The following is a 15,183-nucleotide window of genomic DNA, read 5'->3' as shown; positions in this document are numbered from 1 at the left end:
CCCATCGGCGTCGCTCCGGACGTCGCTGATCACCACGGAATCCAAGTGTGGCAACAACTTTCGAACAAGATCACCAGCGCACGCATGTCACTATTACCATCGGCCACGGTCGAACACCAACACGCCCACCAGCACCGTCACGCTTCCCGCGCCAGAACCCTTTCTCCTGGCAGCCGACATCGTCACTTCCCCAGAGCACCAGTGTCTGCGCCCTGACCAGCGACAGGTCGTGCTCGGAGATCGACCAGTCCTGGTTACGTTGCAGACTCAGCATCGCCGAGCGTGCGGTCGGCTGGGAGGCCGGCGCCCAGTACTCGTCGATCTCTTGATCACCGATCACCCGCGACGGTTCGTGAAACGCCTTCAGCAGCAACGGTTTCATGTTGTCCCGTGTCGCCAGATTCATCATCAGTTCGCCCAGCACCGGGTACTCCAGCATTCGCCAATCCCAGGTGTCCTCGACCTGCAAACCGCTGCTGTCGATCAGCGCGAGTTTGTCGACTCGTTCCGGACGGGTCTCGGCGAAGCGCAGCGCCCATCCGCCACCCCAGGAGTGCCCGACCAGGCTGACCTTTCGCAAACCCAGCGCATCGAGAAAGACCGCGAGGCTGTCGGTCATCGAGGGCAGGTCGAACCTGAAGCCGCCCTTGTGCAGGGTGGTGTAACCATGTCCGGGGAGGTCTACGGCGTAGACCGTATGGGTGCGCGCCAGCTCGCCGATGGAGTTCCGGTACGAGTACGCCCACTCACCGCCGCCGTGAACGAGTACCACCGGTGAGCCCGTGCCCGCCTGGACGTAATGGAACCGCGCCAGTGCGGTGTCGACGAATCGTGAGTCGACCGTCGAGAGGTACCGCGAGGTCGGATTCGCAACCCCGGATGCCGAATACGCGTATGCCATCACCACTGCCGACACCGTTATCAGTGCTAGCAGCGAGCCGGCCACCGCCAAGCTCCACCGAAGCACGCGCCGCATCCGAGGCCTTCGCACCTGATCTTCCATCGCTTGAACGCTCACCTCCACCGTTCGCCACCTTCCCTAGTCGTTGAAACCGTTCTCAAGGAAGAGGCCTGCCGACGACGAAACGTTCCAACTTCATCCAGATTCGATCCCAAGCCTCGTCACGGGCCCGTCGGAGGCCTGAACGAAGCGCCAACATGCACCGTTCAGCAGGCAGCGGAATGCCCGACGTCCGCAGCAGAAGTTGCGCGAGTTCGCCTTTCCGCTGGTTGGACTTCCTCCGTGGTTCGAGATTCGGTGTCGGTGCACCTCGCGCGGTTGGTGCTCGATGCTCCGGGCTTCCGCTACCCGGAAAGGCTCAATGGTCGACGGGGTCGAGCACCTTGAGCAGCGCCGTCGCGACGGCGTCGAGTTCGGCGGTGTCCAGCCGGCCGCCGAAGCGCTGTTCGATACCTGCGAGATAGTGCGGGGCTGCTGCGCGGAAGCGCCTTCGCCCGTCCTCGGTGATACTGACGAAGGCCGAGCGCCCGTCGTCGGGATTGGATTCGCGCCGCACCAGGCCGTGTGACTCCAGTTCGGTGATCAGCCGACTGACCCGAGTGCGGCTGAGCACCACGCGTTCTCCGAGATCGCTCATCCGCAGGCGTTGCGGCCCAGCGAGTTCCAGTAGAACGTCGTACCAGCTCAGCGGCAGCCCGGTGGCGCGGCGGAGCTCTGCGTCGAGCTCGGGTACCAGCTTGGCGTGCACCTGCAGCAGCGCGGCCCAGGCGGAGACGGCCGGGTAGGTTCGGTTCGGGGAGTGAGGCACATCGCCCAGCATAACCGGTTGCGTGCACACGCACATATATAGTAGCGTGCACACGCACATACTTTTTGTGTTCGGGAAAGGAAAACTGATGACTACGTTGATCACTCGCGATGAGCTGGCCAAAGAGATCGAGGCCGGATCGGTGATCGTTCTGGATGCGCTCGGCGGTGAGTACTACGCCAAGGCGCATCTGCCCGGCGCACTCGCGCTGGTCGAGGCCGAGGTGGAAAGCGGTGCGGCTCAACTGCTTCCCGATCGGGCGGCGGCAATCGTCACGTACTGCTCGAATGTCGCGTGCCCCAACAGCCAGAATGTGGCGACCAAGTTGGAGCGGCTAGGCTACACGAATGTCCGCAAATACCGTGAGGGTATCGAAGATTGGACGAAGGCGGGGCTGCCCATCGAAAGCTGAGCGGAAGTTGTCCCAGACAGGCTGAATTGCTGCGGCGAGAGACTCGGCTCGCCAGCGTAATTCTGGTCCAACTCTATATGCCGCATGCCTTCGAACAACGGATATCGACCCGTTGTTCGAAGGCTTTCGGCATCAGCCGAGCCGCTGCGCAAGGTATCGCTGGCGCGGGCACAGCCTCGACTCCGTGATGATCATGGTTCCTAAGCCTGATCGTCGAAAGCCGTTGCTGTGCCCGTGTTGTCATCATCGCCAGCTTTCGTGCCGAGGTGTCATGCAGCTCGAAAGCCCACCAATTCAGCTCCGGTTTCACCTCCAGCTACAACTGAACATGCCGATCAGGGGGCGTCGGGGTTACTTCGAACCGCCGTGGCGACAACGGATTTCAGCTAACATAGTTCACGACGAAATCTGACTGCCGCTACCTGCGATGACCAGACGCAGTCAGCAGACAGCCGCATGGAATGTCAGCAGCCGATTACGGTGCCAGCGCTGCGATCGTTTCCTCGAGTACCGCCAAGTGTTGATCCACCGACGATGACCCCAGCCCCAATGCGTCGATATCGAAGTGGGTCGCACCCAAAGCGCGCCAACGGTTCACGTATTCGACTCGTGTGTCCGCGGGCGTGGCGGCGAGGGTGAGTCGTGGTTGCAGTCCGATGTCACCGGGATCGCGGCCGGCATCGAGCGCGTAGCCGCGCATTCGCTCGACCATCGCCCCGGCCGTGGAGTCCGGAGCGATGTGCGGCAGCCACCCATCCCCTATCCGACCGATTCGGCGCAGGGTCGCCTCCACATGCCCGCCGAACCACACCGGAATCGTGCCGCGCGTCGGCCGCGGCTCGATCCCGGCGTCGACCACCTCGTCCCACCGCCCGGTGTAGCTGACCGTCGGCTGCGCCCAGAGCGCACGCAGCAGCTCCACCTGCTCCCCGAGCTTCGCGCCTCGGTGCGAGAACGGCTGACCGAGTGCCTCGTACTCCACCTGGTTCCAGCCGAGCCCGACGCCCAAGCGAAGCCGACCGCCACTGAGCACGTCGACCTCCGCCGCCTGTTTGGCGACCAGCGCGGTCTGCCGTTGCGGCAACACCAGCACACCGGTCATCAACTCGATCGTCGTGGTGAGACCAGCCAAATACCCGAAGAGCACGAAGACTTCGTGGAACCGATGCTCGCTGGAGTAGCCACGCCAGCCGGGCCGGTTGGTCGTTCCGGCCCCGAGTACGTGATCGAAAGCGAGGATGTGGTGATAGCCCAGATCCTCGACGCCCTGCGCCCAGGCACGCACGGCGCCGGGATCGGCGCCGATCTCGTTGTGCGGGAATACCGCACCGAACCGCATCGGTGTCGCCGCAATCATGCCGTCGGCTCTTTCCTCGTCAAGTCGAGCACGATTCGTCCCCGCACATGGCCCGCCTCACCGATCGTGTGCGCGGTCGCGACCTGCGCCAGCGGCAACGTCCGCTCGATTTCGATCCGGAGCGCGCCGTCGCCCAGAGTGCGTGCGATCTCGCTGAGCGCCTGACGATCCGGGCCCACATAGACGTATCCACCGCGCACACCTCGCGCGGTCAGCGGATCGCGGTATTCCGGCCGCTCACCTTTGAGAGTGACGATGACGCCGCCGGGACGGACCACCTCGATCAAGTCGAGGAAGTCCGCGCCACCCCTGGGCTCGATGACCACATCGACATCGGACACTTCGTCACGGACCCTGTGGTCGTTGTAGTCGATCACCTGGTCGGCTCCCAGTTCGGTAAGGAAGTCGTGGTTGCGAGCGGAGGCGGTGCCGATCACTTCCGCCCCTGCGAGTTTCGCGAGTTGGACGGCGACATGACCGACCCCACCTGCGGCACCGTGCACCAGGACCCGTTGACCGGGCGTGATGCCCGCTTGGCGAAACAGCGCTTGCCACGCGGTGATCCCTGCCATCGGCGCGCCTGCCGCGACATGGTGATCGACGTTGCCCGGCTTGATGATCACCTGGTCGGCAGGGGCTGCGACGTACTCGGCATAACCGCCCGCCAACGACGGGAAGCGAAGCATCCCGAACACCTCGTCGCCTTCGGCCAAACCAGTCACTCCCTCGCCGAGGGCCGCGATCGTGCCCGACACATCCCACCCGAGAACAACCGGAAAATCGGCGCCGCCCGGACCGTCGCCGCCCCGGCTCAACCAGTCGATCGCGTTGACTCCGGCGGCGTGCACCCGCACGAGCACCTCACCCGCCGACAGTTGGGGAACCGGCAGTTCCACGATGTGCAGGACCTCCGGCGGCCCGAAACGATCAATCACAGCCGCGCGCATCATAGTCCCGATCAACTGCTCCTCCTTATACCCTGTCGCTCGTTCGAAACCCTAATAGCAAGTAAGCATTTCACCGAAGCTCAGGCGTGCCGCATCTCCTCGACGAGCGCATCGGCAAAGCTGTCGACCATCCTCGGTGGTGGTGTCGAAGGAACACATCCATCGAACCTCACCGGTGTGCTCGACGGACGTGTCGTACCCCGAGATGTCGGGACGGTCAGAACTCTGCCCCGTCGGCGTACACAGTCTGCCCCGAGATCCATCGGGCTTCCTCGCTGATCAGCCATCCGATAGCCGACGCGACATCGGCGGCAGTGGCTAGGCGGGTACTCGGATTGCGCAGTGCTGCTTCGATAATCACCTCGGGCGGCTGCGCGGCACGGAAGAAGCTGTTGTCGACCGGGCTCGACGCGACGGCGTTGACGGTGACGCCGCGATGGCCGAGTTCTCTCGCCGCGGCAGCGACCATTCGCTCGACGGCGGCCTTGGACCCGGCGTAGAGGCCGTAAGTGGTTGCGGGCCCGGCGGTCAAGGAGGTCGAGAGCACGACGTAGCGGCCATTGTCGTGAATGTGGTGTGCGGCGGCGCGCAGTGTGTGGAAGGCGCTGCGGGTATTGGCGTCGATCAGATGGTCGAAGTCGTTGTCGGTGAGATCGGCGATGCTCTTCCGGAGGATGGCGCCGGGCGTGTGCACCACGATGTCCAGCCGATGATGGCGCGCGATCACGCCTTCGAAAAGGATTGTCACGTCGGCCGCGACACGCGCATCCGAACGCACCGCCTCGACCGCGTCGCAGTCTTCGCTCAGCTGTGCCAGGAATCGGTCGGCGGCCGCGTCGTCGTGGGCGTAGCTGACGATCGTGGTCGCGCCGCGGGCCGCGATCATCTGGGCGAAGGCCGCGCCCTGATTACGGCTGCCGCCGACGACCAGCGCGACCTTGCCCTGGAGATCGCGCGGTCGTTCGGAGGAAGGCGTCACGAACCGGCCCTTCTGCGACAGTCGGATTTGGGAGAGAACTCATCAATCATGCTGTGCCAGAAAGTATTTACGGAAACAAGCGATTACGGCATCGGCACAAGGAGTGCTTGTGGCCCCCGATCAGGCGTAGGCCGGCTCGTCGATCCAGCCGGTAATGGCCCGAACCTCGCTGACCAGCCGCGAGATCAGTTCGGTGGGGGCGCTGGGCACCCAGACGACGGCCAGGTAGCTGGGTTCGGCGTCGACCACGGGAACCCAGCAGATACCGGGCATCGTGACCCAGTCGCCCACCGTCGAGGGGGCCAGCCACACCCCTCGGCCTCGGGCGACCATGAGCAGCGCGTCAGTGATCTCCGGGGTGACGGGTCCCCGCACCGCGTGCTTCCCGCCCGGCCGCGGTTCGGCCAGCCAATGCCGAACGGCGGTCTCGGACAAGAGAACATTCGGCAGCACGACAGGATCGTCCGCGAGTTCGGCCAGCGTGACCGAGTCGCGACCGGCGAGCGGGTGTCCCTCCGCCACCGCAACGGTGCGGTGGTCACGGCGGATGTAGGCGTGATTGAGCCGGTCATCGCCGACCGGCAGCCACATGAACCCGGCGTCCGCGTCGCCGCGCAGCAGCAGGTCCATCTCGGCGGGCTGGGAGGGAACGGTCAGGAGTTCCACATCGATGCCCGGGACCGCCTCTTCCATCGCGTCGGCGATGTGTGCGGCGAAGAGCGTTGTCGCATAGGGGCAGCACGTCAAGCGGAGCAGGCCCTCCTGTCGCCGGGCCACCGCCTGCACCCGGAGGGCGAGCGTAGCGAGGTCGGTCAGGAATTCCGCGCCGCCACGGGCGAGCTCTTCGCCTGCGGCAGTGAGGATTACGCCGCGTGATGTGCGCACCAGCAATGCGACGCCGAGGGTGCGCTCCAATTGCTGAATATGCAGTGAGACGGCCTGCTGGGTCAGATGCAGGTCTCCGGCCGCTCGGGTGATATTGCCCTGCTGGGCCACCGCAACGAAGGAGCGAACGTGCTGGGTGTCGAGATAGGTCACAACCAACTCTAGAACGGGCGGCCGCAGTGGTCCATGGCTACGGAGCCGCAGCCGGTGGAAGTCCGCGAGTTGCTGCCACAAGTAGACCTTGTGAGGAGGCGGGAACCTGTTGTTTCCCCTTTCCCTACCAGGTGTTTCAGGATGGGAGAGAAGTTCATGGCATTAATCGACGACGGAGATTTCACAGTGAGTGAGCAATCACGAGTTGTCCGGCGCGGACTGCTGATCGGCGGGACCGAGGTACCCGCGGCCGACGGCGGCGAGACGGCCGATATCGATCCCTATACGGCGGAGGTTTACGCCACGGTTGCCGCGGGCCGAGCCGTGGATGTGACTCGCGCTGTGGATGCTGCGGCACAGGCATTTCCAGCCTGGGCCGCCGCGCCCGCCACCGATCGCCAGGCCGTACTCGATCGAGCGGCCGGGTTGTTGACCGACCGGCTCGCGGAGTTCACCGACATCCTGCGTCATGAGACCGGTGGGACGGCGAAGTGGGCCCGGTTCAATATTCTCGGCGCTGCCCGGCTCATGCAGGAGGCCACCAAGTCCGCGGCCTGTCGGAGCGTCGAAGCGCCGCGGCCACCGGCCGCCGGCGATTGGTCCGAGATCGCTTACGAGGCAGCGGGAGTCGTGGCGGCGATCGTGCCCTGGAATGCGCCGCTGGTATTGGCGATTCGGGCGGTGACTGTGGCGCTGGCGGTGGGGAACACGGTGGTGTTGCGGCCCAGTGAGGATGCGCCGATCACGTCTGGGCTGTTCCTCGCTGATGTCCTGGCCGAGGCGGGTCTGCCGGCCGGGGTGATGAATGTGGTGACCAATGATCGGGAGGATGCTGCCGAGGTGGTGGCGGCTTTGATCGGGGATCCGCGCGTGCGGCGGGTGGGGTTCACCGGATCGACCGGGGTCGGTCAGATCGTTGGGGAGTTGGCAGGCAAACACCTCACGCCCGTGGTGTTGGAGTTGGGTGGCAAGAATCCGATCATCGTGCTCGATGACGCGGATCTGGATCAGGCGGTTGCACAGATCCTGTTCACCCGCTTCATGAACTCGGGGCAGATCTGCCTGAGTGTGGACCGAATCATCCTGCACGAGAACATTGCTGAAGAGTTCACCAGTCGATTCGTAAAGCGGGCCCGGTTGCTCGGCCAGGGTGATCCGTCGCATGCGGACACCGTTGTCGGTCCGCTGATCAATGGGCGTGCCGTGGAACGGGTGGCCGCCCTGGTGGCCGACGCGACGGGAAAGGGTGCCGCCCTGCTGGTCGGCGGCGGCGCGGCAGCTGACGGAGTCTTTCCTGCGACTGTGCTGGCCGGGATCACCCCGGACATGCGGATCTATCACGAAGAGATCTTCGGACCGGTGGGCTGCCTCTACACCGTCGAAAGCGACGACGCCGCAGTGGCATTGGCCAACGACACCGCTTACGGGCTGGCCAGCGCCGTATTCAGCAGTGACCGGGCGCGGGCCCTCGCCGTTGCGCGGCGGCTGCGGCACGGCACCACCCATATCAACCACCACACCGTGGACGAAGACCCGTTCTCGCCGGTGAGCAGCTTCCGTGACAGCGGATTCGGCAGCCATTGGGATCCGGAATTCTTCACCCAGTCCCGGCTGTTGCAGCAGACCGATGCGCCTGCCGCACTGCCCTTTTGAGATATCGGAGAAACATATGAGCACCATCGTTGTATCGCACGGACTCGGGGCGCGCAGCGACAGCGTCTGGTTCCCCACCTTTCGGGCCGAACTGGAGACGGCCGGGCATCAGGTCGTCATCCCCGATCTTCCGAATTCGGAAGCACCGCAGGTGAAGCCGTGGATCGAGACACTGGCGAGCGTCGCCACCGCGCCGGCCCAGGACACCGTACTGGTCGGGCACAGTATCGGCGCGGTCAATGTGCTGCGGTTCCTCGAACAATACGACGTGGCGAGCGGGGTCTTCGCCGGAGTCGTGCTGGTCTCGACCTCGGTACACGAGGTCGGCTACGACCTGCTCGCCGAGTTCTTCGAGCGCGAGTTCGACTGGACTCGAATCCGCGCCGCTGCCAGTCAGTTCCGGGCGCTGATTGCCATCGATGATCCGGTCAATGCCCCGAATCCATTGGCGCACCTCGATGTGCTGGTCCGCGAGCTCGGCGCCACCGCGGTCGTGCTCCCCGACGGTGGGCACCTGGGCGCCTATCCGGAGGATCACATCGCGGTTCCCGAGGCATCGCGGCTGGTCCTGGACATTCTCGCCTGAGCTATGACCAGGATCGAACCCGCGCGCTGGAAACTGTGGCTGCTGACCGTCTGCGGTATCTACCCGATCATCACCGCCCTCGCCACCCTCACCGGGCCGCTGCTGAGTGAGCTGCCTGTCCCGGTTCGGTTGGCCGTACTGATCCCCATCGCCGTTGCGGCGATGGTCTGGATTGTCATGCCCGCCTTGACCAGCCACTTCCATGGCTGGCTCTTCACCCACACCACAGAGAGACAAGAAGAATGACCGACAAGCTGCCCACCCGCCCGCTCGGCACTACCGGCATGGACATCACCCGATTGGGCTTCGGCTCCTGGGCCGTTTCGGGCTCGGGCTGGACCTTCAGCTGGGGCGCCACCGACGACGTCGAGTCCGTCGCCGCCATCCGGCACGCGCTCGACGCGGGCGTCAACTGGATCGACACCGCCGCCGTCTACGGACTCGGCCACTCCGAGGAATTGGTCGGCAAGGCTGTCGCCGGTTTGCCGCTGGCTGACCGCCCGTACATTTTCACCAAGGTCGGCCTGGTCTGGGACCCGGAGAATCCGTCGGCCGCGCCGCGGCGGATCATGAAGCCCGCCAGCGTGCGGCGCGAGGTCGAAGACTCCCTGCGGCGGTTGGGAGTCGACCACATCGACCTGTACCAGGTGCACTACCCCGACACCGGCGAATCGCTTGAGTACGCCGGTGACGGCTTCGGCGCGGTGTCGCCCAACGCCACCCCGCTGCAGGAGTACTGGCAGGTCATGGCCGATTTGAAGGCCGAGGGCAAGGTGCGGGCGATCGGGTTGTCCAATCACACCGCCGATTTGCTCGAGGCTGCGGAGCAGGTCTCGCATGTCGATGTCATCCAGCCGCCGTTCTCGGCGATCAACCGGTCCGCGGCTGAGGAGATCGCCTGGGCACGCGCCAATAGCACCGGCGTGATCACCTACTCGCCGCTGCAATCAGGGCTGCTCTCAGGCGCTTTCAGCGCCGAGCGTGCGGCGAAGCTGCCGGCCGACGATTGGCGTTCGGCGCACACCGACTTCACCAGCGGACTGATCGCCAACCTGCAGCTGGCAGACGCGTTGCGCCCCATAGCCGAACGGCACGAGGTCGGTGTCGCCGATATCGCCATCGCCTGGGTGCTGAGCTGGCCCGGCATTACCGGCGCGATTGTCGGCGCCCGCAAAGCGGAGCAGGTCGACGGGTGGATCGGCGCGGGAGCAGTCGAACTCGACGCGAACGATCTGGACGAGATCGCCACCGCGATAACAGCATCCGGCGCCGGCACGGGGCCGGTTCGGTCGTAACGCTGTGTGCCGCAGCGTAAAAGCATGGAGGAGAGATGTGGCTGCCGAAGGTCGGCTTCCCCTCGACAGCATTGCGGGCGGCGACAACGCTGGCGGACGGGTCGCCGATCGTCCCGCCCGTCCCGGAGTGGGTGAGATCGGTCCAGACCGCCCCGAATTCCAGGGCGAACACATGTACCGAACGGGCAACGGTGACACTGTCAGCGGCGAGCGCGCCTGCCGCGCGGTCGGCCAGCTCGATGACCTGTTCGCACCGATCGGACGCGACTGCCACCAGACAGGCCGCGCCGGCTTCTGCCGATCGGGCCGCGCGTCGCAGCGCGCACGATCTCGTCGCTGTCAAGGTCCCGGAGCTGGCACGTCACGGTCACCGCGACCGCTCCGGCCCGTGTCATCACCGCGGCCAGCGCCTCGGCCGGGCGGTAGCCGACCAGCGTGGGGATCGCCTCGACCAACTGCTCCGTGCCGACAACCCGGACGCGAATCATGTCCATGTCGAAGCCCCGTCCTGCCCGTCGGGAACGTTGATTGCGGTCACTATCTCCACCTTTCGGGCGAACAAGATCATTTTCTGGACTTGCGGACTATTGCGGTCGTAGACCCCGGTGCCGGATCGGACTTCGACCGGTCGCCGATGGTCAGGCCGCGCGTCGTGCCTGTTGGTCGGCGCAGAGGAACTCGCGGACCAGGACGGCGAACTGGTCGGCCCGGTTGTCGGGGACCTTCGATACGGTGAAGTCCCATCGGTCTGTGAGCCGATGGGGAAAGTGCGAACGCCAAAGCGTCGGTAATGCTCTGGCTGATGTGTCGAGCTTCAAGCAGGCGAGCAGCTGGCGGTCACCCGGTATCGGGCGATCTGCGCCGCCCGCGCGGGCGGCGCAAGCTGGAGCGCCATCGGCGAAGCGCTCGACATGAGCAAGCAGGACGCTCAGGACTGGTACAACAAGCGATCCCTGCCCAGCGAGCAGGACACCGCCCCCGCCGAGTAGAGGCGCGAGTCTGCTCGGATAACGACAGTGGAATGACCTGCCCGCGCTGGCGCAGGAGGTTGTCGGCCCGGTTGGGGTGGAATTGAGGCCGTGGCTCTGTTGCCGCTGCGGGCTCGCGGCCGAGGGAGGCTCTGGAGTGCCTTGTGCCGGGGCCTTCCGCCCAGGCCCGGCCCTGGTGAAATCCTGGTCTATACCGAGACTTCGTGGACTGTGGCGTCGGCTCGCACGTCGAGGATCGATAACAGCACCATCCGGCATACGGGCATGTGCGACATGTGCCCACGCACAGTGATCACCGCGTGGGCTGCTGCGCGTCGGCATTCTTGGACCAGATCGGCGAACGCGGGAGGCAGTGTCGCATTCTGCGGTTCGGGCTCGTGGAATACCGTTCCCAGTTCGTAGCCGAGCGAGCGGGCGGTCTCACGCAGCTTGTCCTCACTCGAACCAGGGGAGCGATCATCGAGTAGATCATCGCGCACGTAGCCGTAGGCCAGAGGCAATAAGGGCCTTCGTGACGGTCAAGACGCCGGGCCGGTCCCCGGCGCGACGCGCCCGCACGAGCACAACCGAACGATGCTCATCGGGTGCCAGCTTTGGTGGTCGTGCCCGACGCAGAGCCGATGCCACCGGCTGAATCATCTCGACTCACTCGGGTCCGGGCTTGTCAGTGTTCCGGTAGTGACCGCCACCTCAGGCAGATCCTGTGGGGGATCACCTGCCGCGCGGACAAGGTGCGCGAACTGGAAGCCTCGTACGAGATTGCGGGATGTCTGCTGCCCGCCAGGACTAACTCGCAGAACTCGCCGAGGCCCTGCCAGCCGCGCCTCGCGCACGATCTCGCTGCCCCATCGCTCGCGGATCCCGGGCGGGTAGGGCCGGAGCAGAAGCGCGGGCACGTTCATGCCGGTGCAACCCCCAGCGCGCGCAGCCCGGCTCGAGCGACCCGAGCCATCTGTTCAAGTTCCGCATGCAAGGTCTCCCGCCCGGCCGCGGTGATGCGAACGGGGCGCTGCCTGTCCCGCGCGTCCGAGCGGTCCGGGACGGGTTCGATCAGTTGCCGCGCCTCCAGGCGGGTGAGCGCGCCGTACAGACTTCCCGGGCCGAGCCGGGTCCCGGTCAGCTTCTCGATCGCCGTGTTGATGGCATACCCATGCAGCGGGCCGCCCGCGAGCGCGGTGAGCACCAGCATCTGCGCGTCGTTGCTGTGCATGCGTCCTCCTTGATGCCCTGACAATAGTACGCGACTCGATGCTACGCGTCGCGTACTATCCAGGCATGGGTGAAGGCACAAAAGGAAAGCAGAAACGCCGGTGGCTGCGGTGGGTTGTCTGGATCGCGCTCACACTCGTTGTCGTACTCAGCGGTTACGTCGGCTACGTCGCGATCCGGGCCGCGCAGCCTGCCACGCTGCCCGCTCCGACCGGTCCCTACCAGGTCGGCCGGACCATCGTCGAATGGCGTTGATGCGCCCGGCGAAGCGGCCGCTGGTGTTCAGCGTCGTGGCCTGCGCTGCGGCGAATCGGTCGTCGGCCGCCCAGACGGCGACCAATCGGTCGCCGTCGGCCTGGGCGGGGCCGGCGTGCTCGTCCGTGGCGTCGGTCGACGAGGGCTTGCCGACCGCGGTGGCGGACACCGTCTGTCCGTTGAGGACGGTGAGGTTCGCGCTGTAGGTGGGGGTGACGCCGACGACCAGGTAGCCGTGACTGGCCAGGTTTTCCGCGAGCGTGGTGTATTGCGGCGCGGCGAGGCCCATGCCCGGTTCCAGCACGACGACGGGGAACCTGCCGGTAGAGATCGGAACGTCGGCGAATGAGTGGCCACGAACGTCGGCGAAGCTGGTTTCACCGAGCCTGGCCGGGCCGCTCACATGCAGTCCCGCCCAGGTGCCCGGGGTGTAGGGCGCGCGCTGCGCACCGGGGCCGGGGACACCCGGATACCACAGCCAGACCGACAACTCCCGCGGCTTACCCGGTTGCGGAGCGAGCGGATCGATACGGGTGCTGTCGGTCCAACACCGTCGTCTACGTCGGCCACTCCTTCGGCGGGGCCGCCGCGTTGGAGGCGTGCCACACCGACCCGCACTGCGTCGGCGCGGCCGACCTCGACGGCACCCAGTACGGCACGGTCGTCCATACCGGGCTTGCCAAACCGATGATGCTCATCGGCAGTCAGAACTCCTGTATCACCAGTACCTGCCAACCCGCCAGCACCGGCGACCAGGCCAGCCAGGACACTGCCCGGACTCTGCTGGCCGCCAGCAGCGGGGGCGCCTGGTGCTACCAGATCACCGGAGCCGAGCACTTCAATTTCAGCGACTACGGCAGCTACTACCTCGCCGCACCGATCCGCTCCCAGATCCCGCTCGGTCCCATCGACGGCACCGAAGCGCTCGCCATAATCAACGCCTACCTCACCGCGTTCGCCGACCACGTGACCCAGGGGCATCCCGAACCGCTGCTGATCGGTCCCACACCCTATCCCCAGGTCCATGTTCAGCACACCGCATCCTGAGCCGACCGCGCGTTCATGCTCCATTGCGGGAGCTGGCCACGACCACGCAGGCGGGGACCTCGCGGCGTTCCGGCAGGACCTCTACGACAGCCTCACCCGCCGAGCGGACGGCCTGTTCGAACTGTGTGACGCGGTGTTGTGCAGCGACGGCCCGGTCACGACGCTGGTCGGGGTGTCACTGACCCCGGAGCACCGACGTGGTCACGGCGGCCACTAACGACGCGCTCGCCGCCGGTGGTGTGGACGTGGCCCGGCTGCGGCGCGCGGTGACAGCGACGCCAGTACCCCGCGACCGTGACGGCCGGATCCGGCTCGCGGTCGATGTGTCGCCGTGGCTGCGCCCGCCGCGACCAGCGCCGACCGGTGTTTCTGCCACACCAACGGGCGCGGGAAGGGCTCGGCCCAGTTGATCCCGGGCTGGCCGTACTCGTTCGTCGCCGCGCTGGATTCCGGGCCGTCGAGTTGGTGCGCGCTGCTCGACGTCGTGCGTCTCGGACCAGCCGTTGAGTGCAAACCCGACCGGTCCCACCATCCATCGGAAGGGTGAACCGATCGACCAACGCCGTAGTATTGGGCCTGGCTACCACGGCGTGGTCGAACGAGCGAACGGCGGAGGCGAAGTATGACCGACGAGGAAATCGTCGTCTCGTTCGCCCTGACCAGATTGGATAACGCGAACAGCGACCTCGATCTGGAAGACGTTGCCGCCCTGGTAGTGCGCCGCTTGACTCCCGATCAGATGCTCGACCTCGCCACCCGCAACCTCGCTGCACGAAATGAGCTACGGGGAGCGTTGTTCGAGTCCGCGGTCGAGCACGTGCTCAGGACCGTCCTGACCGCCCGAGGGCCTGGCGACTAACGGATCGACACAGCAACAGCGGGTCGATTACGTCCACCCACAGGACCTGCAGCGGGGGTGTCGGCCTGGCTCTGCTCATCGCCCAGCTGGAGGGGTGGGTTTCGTTTGTCCGGATCGGGCAGCACATCGGAAGGCCGGTACCCCCAGATCTTGGCATGGCGGTGATTCAACAGAATACGGACACGGCGGGGAATCGGTATCGGGCTGAGGGCAGCCAGAGCGTGGATCAGCTCGACCGTCGACACGAACTGCTGTTCGGCGGTTTGGTAGCGGGAACAGCGGTCGAAACACACGCCGAGCGAGTCGGCAAGGCCGTGACAGTAGCAGCAGTGCCAGTCGAAACACCGGGAAATCATCGAACCGTTCTGGTCGGTGTACCGGATTCGTTTGCATCGACTCGACGTGCAATCGGTTTTCCCTCGATACGCCACCATGGCAAACTCCTCACTCCAAATGCTGATCCGACAAATAAAACCGATACGTATTGACGCGTACCGTCCACGGCCTCGCATCGGTGGTGGGGTCGTACGCGTCGCATGACGACGCCCGGGTCGATGCGGCCTGATGCGCCCGAGAGCATCGGACGACGCGTCTGCGGACGCGGTGATGCGCGTCCGAGAAGAACGCGGCCGGGTTCCGGTGTTCCCGGTTGGGCCGGAACCGTCCCCGGGTGCGGCGTCTACAGTGAGGGGTGCGCGTCCGGTCGTGGGCCGTTACTGTCCCTGTGCCGGTCGGACGCGGTGTCGGCGCGGTCTTGACCGGCCACCCGAACCCGCGGGCTACGAGTG

Annotated in this window: 19 protein-coding genes and 1 pseudogene; 8 read left to right on the top strand and 12 right to left on the bottom strand. The window is 65.7% G+C overall.

Translation table 11 applies throughout. The annotated features are described in order from the left end of the window. Nucleotides 1-70: 70 nt before the first annotated feature. Together ABH933_RS42995 and ABH933_RS42990 are read right to left on the bottom strand one after the other, a co-directional pair. Nucleotides 71-901, bottom strand: coding sequence for an alpha/beta fold hydrolase (locus tag ABH933_RS42995; protein ID WP_429428827.1), 831 nt, complete (start codon nt 899-901; stop codon nt 71-73). Nucleotides 902-1,319: 418 nt separating this feature from the next. Next, nucleotides 1,320-1,769, bottom strand: coding sequence for a MarR family winged helix-turn-helix transcriptional regulator (locus tag ABH933_RS42990; protein ID WP_429428820.1), 450 nt, complete (start codon nt 1,767-1,769; stop codon nt 1,320-1,322). Nucleotides 1,770-1,857: 88 nt separating this feature from the next. On the opposite strand from ABH933_RS42990, the gene ABH933_RS42985 reads away from it, so the two are divergent. Beyond that, nucleotides 1,858-2,181 (top strand): rhodanese-like domain-containing protein, encoded by a 324-nt coding sequence (locus tag ABH933_RS42985; RefSeq protein WP_429428818.1) that lies wholly within the window; start codon nt 1,858-1,860, stop codon nt 2,179-2,181. A 475-nt stretch (nt 2,182-2,656) separates the two neighbouring features. Here the strand turns inward: ABH933_RS42985 and ABH933_RS42980 are convergent, their stop codons facing one another. From ABH933_RS42980 to ABH933_RS42965, 4 genes are all read right to left on the bottom strand, one after another. Further along, nucleotides 2,657-3,520: an LLM class F420-dependent oxidoreductase gene (locus ABH933_RS42980; RefSeq protein WP_429428825.1), complete on the bottom strand. Its 864-nt coding sequence runs from the start codon at nt 3,518-3,520 to the stop codon at nt 2,657-2,659. A gap of 14 nt (nt 3,521-3,534) precedes the next feature. Next, the gene (locus tag ABH933_RS42975) at nt 3,535-4,473 is read right to left on the bottom strand and encodes an NADP-dependent oxidoreductase (protein WP_429455292.1); all 939 of its coding nucleotides are present in this window, start codon (nt 4,471-4,473) and stop codon (nt 3,535-3,537) included. A 229-nt stretch (nt 4,474-4,702) separates the two neighbouring features. Beyond that, on the bottom strand, nt 4,703-5,464 hold the full coding sequence (locus ABH933_RS42970; protein WP_429428816.1) for an SDR family oxidoreductase: 762 nt from the start codon (nt 5,462-5,464) through the stop codon (nt 4,703-4,705). A gap of 120 nt (nt 5,465-5,584) precedes the next feature. Continuing rightward, on the bottom strand, nt 5,585-6,502 hold the full coding sequence (locus tag ABH933_RS42965; protein WP_429428814.1) for a LysR family transcriptional regulator: 918 nt from the start codon (nt 6,500-6,502) through the stop codon (nt 5,585-5,587). Nucleotides 6,503-6,688: 186 nt separating this feature from the next. On the opposite strand from ABH933_RS42965, the gene ABH933_RS42960 reads away from it, so the two are divergent. From ABH933_RS42960 to ABH933_RS42945, 4 genes are read left to right on the top strand one after another with little or no spacing between them, the layout of a single operon-like run. Continuing rightward, nucleotides 6,689-8,155 carry an aldehyde dehydrogenase family protein gene (locus ABH933_RS42960; protein WP_429428812.1) on the top strand — a complete coding sequence of 489 codons (1,467 nt, stop codon included), beginning with the start codon at nt 6,689-6,691 and terminating at the stop codon, nt 8,153-8,155. A 16-nt stretch (nt 8,156-8,171) separates the two neighbouring features. Next, nucleotides 8,172-8,741, top strand: a complete 570-nt coding sequence (locus ABH933_RS42955; RefSeq protein WP_429428810.1) for an RBBP9/YdeN family alpha/beta hydrolase — start codon at nt 8,172-8,174, stop codon at nt 8,739-8,741. 3 nt (nt 8,742-8,744) lie between these two features. Continuing rightward, complete coding sequence (locus ABH933_RS42950; RefSeq protein WP_429428808.1) at nt 8,745-8,987, top strand: hypothetical protein; 243 nt, start codon at nt 8,745-8,747, stop codon at nt 8,985-8,987. Beyond that, nucleotides 8,984-10,036, top strand: a complete 1,053-nt coding sequence (locus tag ABH933_RS42945) for an aldo/keto reductase (protein WP_429428806.1) — start codon at nt 8,984-8,986, stop codon at nt 10,034-10,036. The genes ABH933_RS42950 and ABH933_RS42945 overlap by 4 nt, the downstream gene beginning before the upstream one ends. A gap of 97 nt (nt 10,037-10,133) precedes the next feature. Here the strand turns inward: ABH933_RS42945 and ABH933_RS42940 are convergent. The 5 genes and pseudogenes from ABH933_RS42940 to ABH933_RS42920 form a co-directional block, all read right to left on the bottom strand. Continuing rightward, nucleotides 10,134-10,310, bottom strand: a pseudogene (locus ABH933_RS42940) (hypothetical protein); the annotation flags it as partial. Beyond that, on the bottom strand, nt 10,237-10,530 hold the full coding sequence (locus tag ABH933_RS42935) for a hypothetical protein (RefSeq protein WP_429428828.1): 294 nt from the start codon (nt 10,528-10,530) through the stop codon (nt 10,237-10,239). The gene ABH933_RS42935 and the pseudogene ABH933_RS42940, both read right to left, overlap by 74 nt. Before the next feature lie 683 nt (nt 10,531-11,213). Beyond that, nucleotides 11,214-11,525: a hypothetical protein gene (locus tag ABH933_RS42930; RefSeq protein ID WP_429428804.1), complete on the bottom strand. Its 312-nt coding sequence runs from the start codon at nt 11,523-11,525 to the stop codon at nt 11,214-11,216. Between the two features lie 398 nt (nt 11,526-11,923). Then, complete coding sequence (locus ABH933_RS42925; protein WP_429428802.1) at nt 11,924-12,235, bottom strand: PadR family transcriptional regulator; 312 nt, start codon at nt 12,233-12,235, stop codon at nt 11,924-11,926. 147 nt (nt 12,236-12,382) lie between these two features. After that, nucleotides 12,383-12,979: a hypothetical protein gene (locus tag ABH933_RS42920; RefSeq protein ID WP_429428800.1), complete on the bottom strand. Its 597-nt coding sequence runs from the start codon at nt 12,977-12,979 to the stop codon at nt 12,383-12,385. 101 nt (nt 12,980-13,080) lie between these two features. On the opposite strand from ABH933_RS42920, the gene ABH933_RS42915 reads away from it, so the two are divergent. The 3 genes from ABH933_RS42915 (at nt 13,081) to ABH933_RS42905 (ending at nt 14,395) form a co-directional block, all read left to right on the top strand. Continuing rightward, nucleotides 13,081-13,536: a hypothetical protein gene (locus ABH933_RS42915; RefSeq protein WP_429428798.1), complete on the top strand. Its 456-nt coding sequence runs from the start codon at nt 13,081-13,083 to the stop codon at nt 13,534-13,536. Continuing rightward, the gene (locus ABH933_RS42910; RefSeq protein ID WP_429428796.1) at nt 13,514-13,753 is read left to right on the top strand and encodes a hypothetical protein; all 240 of its coding nucleotides are present in this window, start codon (nt 13,514-13,516) and stop codon (nt 13,751-13,753) included. The genes ABH933_RS42915 and ABH933_RS42910 overlap by 23 nt, the downstream gene beginning before the upstream one ends. 405 nt (nt 13,754-14,158) lie before the next feature. Further along, a complete protein-coding gene (locus ABH933_RS42905) occupies nt 14,159-14,395 on the top strand; it encodes a hypothetical protein (protein WP_429428794.1) in 237 nt (78 codons plus the stop codon). Here ABH933_RS42905 and ABH933_RS42900 read toward each other — a convergent pair. Continuing rightward, nucleotides 14,392-14,829, bottom strand: coding sequence for a hypothetical protein (locus tag ABH933_RS42900; RefSeq protein WP_429428793.1), 438 nt, complete (start codon nt 14,827-14,829; stop codon nt 14,392-14,394). The two genes, ABH933_RS42905 and ABH933_RS42900, sit on opposite strands and share 4 nt — an antisense overlap. Nucleotides 14,830-15,183: the final 354 nt, after the last annotated feature.

The sequence above is a fragment of the Nocardia sp. GP40 genome (assembly GCF_050434125.1).
Classification (GTDB): Bacteria; Actinomycetota; Actinomycetes; order Mycobacteriales; family Mycobacteriaceae; genus Nocardia; species Nocardia albiluteola.
This window is presented reverse-complemented; position numbering and strand designations above follow the sequence as displayed.